6 protein-coding genes are annotated in these 3295 nt (G+C 66.8%); 4 read left to right on the forward strand and 2 right to left on the reverse strand.

The window, feature by feature from the left end; all coding sequences use genetic code 11:
* The first annotated feature begins 92 nt into the window (after nt 1–92).
* Nucleotides 93–536 carry a MucR family transcriptional regulator gene (locus VED21_RS33395; protein WP_324890238.1) on the forward strand — a complete coding sequence of 148 codons (444 nt, stop codon included), beginning with the start codon at nt 93–95 and terminating at the stop codon, nt 534–536.
* A 96-nt stretch (nt 537–632) separates the two neighbouring features.
* Here the strand turns inward: VED21_RS33395 and VED21_RS33400 are convergent, their stop codons facing one another.
* Nucleotides 633–824 (reverse strand): hypothetical protein, encoded by a 192-nt coding sequence (locus VED21_RS33400; protein WP_324890239.1) that lies wholly within the window; start codon nt 822–824, stop codon nt 633–635.
* A 377-nt stretch (nt 825–1201) separates the two neighbouring features.
* Complete coding sequence (locus VED21_RS33405; RefSeq protein ID WP_324890240.1) at nt 1202–1402, reverse strand: DUF6898 family protein; 201 nt, start codon at nt 1400–1402, stop codon at nt 1202–1204.
* Between the two features lie 248 nt (nt 1403–1650).
* Here VED21_RS33405 and VED21_RS33410 point away from each other — a divergent pair, with 248 nt between their 5' ends.
* The 3 genes from VED21_RS33410 (at nt 1651) to VED21_RS33420 (ending at nt 3127) form a co-directional block, all read left to right on the forward strand.
* Nucleotides 1651–2160 (forward strand): ferritin-like domain-containing protein, encoded by a 510-nt coding sequence (locus tag VED21_RS33410; RefSeq protein ID WP_324890241.1) that lies wholly within the window; start codon nt 1651–1653, stop codon nt 2158–2160.
* Between the two features lie 79 nt (nt 2161–2239).
* The gene (locus tag VED21_RS33415) at nt 2240–2662 is read left to right on the forward strand and encodes a hypothetical protein (protein ID WP_324890242.1); all 423 of its coding nucleotides are present in this window, start codon (nt 2240–2242) and stop codon (nt 2660–2662) included.
* Between the two features lie 54 nt (nt 2663–2716).
* Nucleotides 2717–3127 (forward strand): hypothetical protein, encoded by a 411-nt coding sequence (locus VED21_RS33420; protein ID WP_324890243.1) that lies wholly within the window; start codon nt 2717–2719, stop codon nt 3125–3127.
* Nucleotides 3128–3295: the final 168 nt, after the last annotated feature.

Raw genomic sequence — 3295 nt, forward strand, 5'->3', positions numbered from 1 at the left:
CATTTGCCACTTGCCGGATTTATATTGACACCCAAATCACGGTATGCAACTTGGTTGCTACCGCGAAAACGAAAATTCCAGGACACTAGGCAATGAGTGACCCGCTCCGCCCCGATTCACCCGACAGCGCGCTGCTGCGCATGACTGCGGACATCGTTTCGGCGTATGTCAGCAAGAACGCGTTGGCCGCCCAGCAGATTCCCGAGGTGATCAACACCGTGTACTCCTCGCTGACGGGCCTCAACAACGGTCCGCGCGAGACTCCGGCCGAACCGTTGAAGCCGGCGGTGCCCATCCGCAAGTCCGTGACGCCCGAGTACATCGTTTGCCTGGAAGACGGCAAGAAGCTGAAGATGCTCAAGCGCCACCTGCGCTCCACCTACAACATGTCGCCGGACGAATACCGGGCGCGGTGGGGCCTTCCGCCGGACTATCCGATGGTCGCCCCCAACTACGCCGCGCAGCGTTCGGAATTTGCCAAGCGAATCGGCCTCGGCCGCAGCTCCGGCCGCCAGACCCGCCGCAAGGCGTCCTGATCGGCCCGCCGGACGCAATTCGAGCCGGCCCCGTTGCCGGGGCCGGCTCGCGTGCGTGATACGGCCACGGCACCGCCGCGCGCGGCGGCGCGGGGCTCAGCGGCAGTTCTTTCCGCCCGACAGGCGGCAGTTGAAGCGGTCGACGTTGCGCGTCAGTTCCTGCCCCGTGGCGACGTTCTCGTCCGCCAGACACTTCAGATACGCCATGGTGCGGTCGACGTAGTCCTTCACATCGGTCTGGCAGGCCGTCATCCGGTCGGCGCTGACGAAGGTCAGGGAATCGTCCATGCAGGCCGGCACCCCCGGCTTGACGCAGAGCGGTCCGGCGGCAAGCGCCGCGCCCCCGAACGCAGTCACGGCGGAAACCGCGAGAATGGCCGTCGACAACGCGAATCGCATGCTGTGTCTCTCCCGATCGTTCGTTGCGGCCCGTTCTACTCGGATTAGTTCCGATGCACCAGTGTCCTTCACCGTAATCGGGCCTACAGTCGGTTCCTGAGCAGTTCACCGCGGACCGGTCCCGCAGATCCGGTGCCAGGAGTCATTGCTCACCATCAGCAGAAGCCAGAGACTCCGCCCGCGCCCTCCGGTCCGTCCGGTGGGCGCGATTCTTGTGTGCCGGCGCGTGTTGCCTGCCGATGCTTGCCCGGCTGCGGCACGCCCGGTCAGCGATTCTTCGCCGCGGCGTTCTTCTGCAAGACGAACTTCAGCTTGTTGATGGCGGTGCGGGTCAGCAGCACGCGGCTGCCGGTCGCCGGGCCGGCCACCGAAACCTCGGTCCCCGTCTTGGGATCGATGGCGATCGCCTTCAGGTAGGCGCCCACTCGCTGATACTCGAGCAGGACTTCTTCGTCGCTGCCGGACATCGCACAACACTCCTCAAAAGCCGCCGCTCCCGGCGCGGCCCAGACAATCCACCGTGCAGCCTACCACGCATTTCCTTAACGGACCGTCGCGCGGCGGTCCCGACCGAAGGACAGGCCCCCGAACGCGTCCGGAACCCGTCCGGTTCCGGCGGTGTTGGATCGCCGCACACCGATCAACGCGCCGCCCCGCACCCCGCCGGCCGGCGCCCACCAATCATGAACCCACCAATCATGAAAAGGAGAACGTGATGGCTGCCAAGACGATGCAGGATCTCCTCATCGAAGAGCTGCGCGACATTTATCACGCCGAGAAGCAGATCCTGAAGGCGCTGCCGAAGCTGGCCAAGAAGGTCAACTCGGAAGCCCTGCGCGCCGCCTTCGAAGAGCACGCCGAACAGACCAAGGGCCAGATCGAACGGCTGGAGCAGATCTTCGAGGAACTCGACACCCGCACCCGCGGCAAGCCGTGCGAGGCGATGCAGGGCCTGATCGAAGAGGCCAACGAGATCCTGGAGATGGGCATGGCGCCGGAAGTCACCGACGCCGCGCTGATCGCCGCCGCCCAGAAGGTCGAGCATTACGAGATCGCCAGTTACGGCACGCTGCACGCCTATGCCCAGGGCTGCGGCCTGACCAAGGTCGCCCAGCTCCTCGAAGAGACGCTGAACGAGGAGAAGGAGACCGACAAGAAGCTCAACAAGCTGGCCATCAACGACGTCAACAAGAAGGCGCTGCAGGTCAGCGGCAAGGCGGCCTGATCCCCGGCGTGGCCGGTTGATCGGCGGTGCCGGCGCGGGTACAAGGATGGGAACCCGCCTCCCGTCCGGATCCCCGCGCATGCGCCGCCGTCTCGCCGCCCTCGCCCCAGTCGCAGCGCTGCTCGCAGCACTCGCCGTCCCGTCCGCCGCCTCGGCGGCCGAGGGCGCTGCGGCGCTGCCGCCGTCCATCAAGCTGAAGGCGCTTATGGTGCCGGTGGTCGCGCACGGCCAGGTGGAGAAATACAACCAGCTGGAAATCACGCTGGAGCTGGCCGACGCCACCATGCTGGCCCAGGCCCAGGCGGCGCAGCCGCGCCTGCAGGACAGCGTGCTGACCGTCATCTACAAGGGCATCGAGGAAGGCTGGATCGTCCGCGGCAACATCGTGAACGCCAACGCCTTCCGCCAGAAGATCTCGGAGGCGAGCCAGCGGCTGATCGGCAAGGACGCCGTCAGCCGCGTCCTCATCTCCCCCGCCGGCCGCCAGGCCGCCTGGCCCTGACGCGATACGCAAAACGTCGCACCGTCGTGCACGGATTCGGAGGTAGAATGGCGCATGCCGCGCCTTCTTCGGATCCTTGCCCTCGTCTTCGCCATGCTTGCCGTCCCGGCCACCTCCCTTGCCGCGGAAGGCGGCGGCGTGCCGGCGGTGGTGCGCATCCGTCCGCTGATGGTGCCGTCGGTCCACCAGGGGCAGATCGAGAAGTACGTGGCCTACGAAGTCACGCTGGAACTCGCCGAACCGGCCAAGCTCCCCGCGGCCCAGGCGTTGATGCCGCGCCTGCACGACGCCGCCATGGCCGCCTTTTATGAAGGGATCGAGGCGGGCTGGATCGTGCGCGCCAGCATCGTCAACGGTCAGGCGCTGCGCAAACGCCTGGACGAAATCTGCGAACGCCTGCTCGGCACCGGCACCGTCGGCCGCGTCCTGATCTCCCCCAGCGCCCGGTCGTCGTCGGGGCCGTAATCGATGCGGGGTGGGGGCAAGACCTACCCCACCACCATCCTCTCCAGCGTCGGCAGGCGGTCGGCCTCGTGCGCCGGCTTGTCCCAGCGGATGCGGTGAACGCGCGGGAACCGCATGGCCAGCCCGCTCTTGTGCCGGGTGGAGCGGTGCACGCTGTCGAACGCCACC

Source organism: Azospirillum sp. (genome assembly GCF_035627195.1).
Taxonomy (GTDB): Bacteria; Pseudomonadota; Alphaproteobacteria; order Azospirillales; family Azospirillaceae; genus Azospirillum.

Excerpts from the sequence above, each read along its gene's own strand:
- VED21_RS33415 (WP_324890242.1), top strand. The coding sequence starts at position 2,240 with ATGCGCCGCCGTCTCGCCGCCCTCGCCCCAGTCGCAGCGCTGCTCGCA.
- VED21_RS33405 (WP_324890240.1), bottom strand. The coding sequence starts at position 1,402 with ATGTCCGGCAGCGACGAAGAAGTCCTGCTCGAGTATCAGCGAGTGGGC.
- VED21_RS33420 (WP_324890243.1), top strand. The coding sequence starts at position 2,717 with ATGCCGCGCCTTCTTCGGATCCTTGCCCTCGTCTTCGCCATGCTTGCC.
- VED21_RS33395 (WP_324890238.1), top strand. The coding sequence starts at position 93 with ATGAGTGACCCGCTCCGCCCCGATTCACCCGACAGCGCGCTGCTGCGC.
- VED21_RS33400 (WP_324890239.1), bottom strand. The coding sequence starts at position 824 with ATGGACGATTCCCTGACCTTCGTCAGCGCCGACCGGATGACGGCCTGC.
- VED21_RS33410 (WP_324890241.1), top strand. The coding sequence starts at position 1,651 with ATGGCTGCCAAGACGATGCAGGATCTCCTCATCGAAGAGCTGCGCGAC.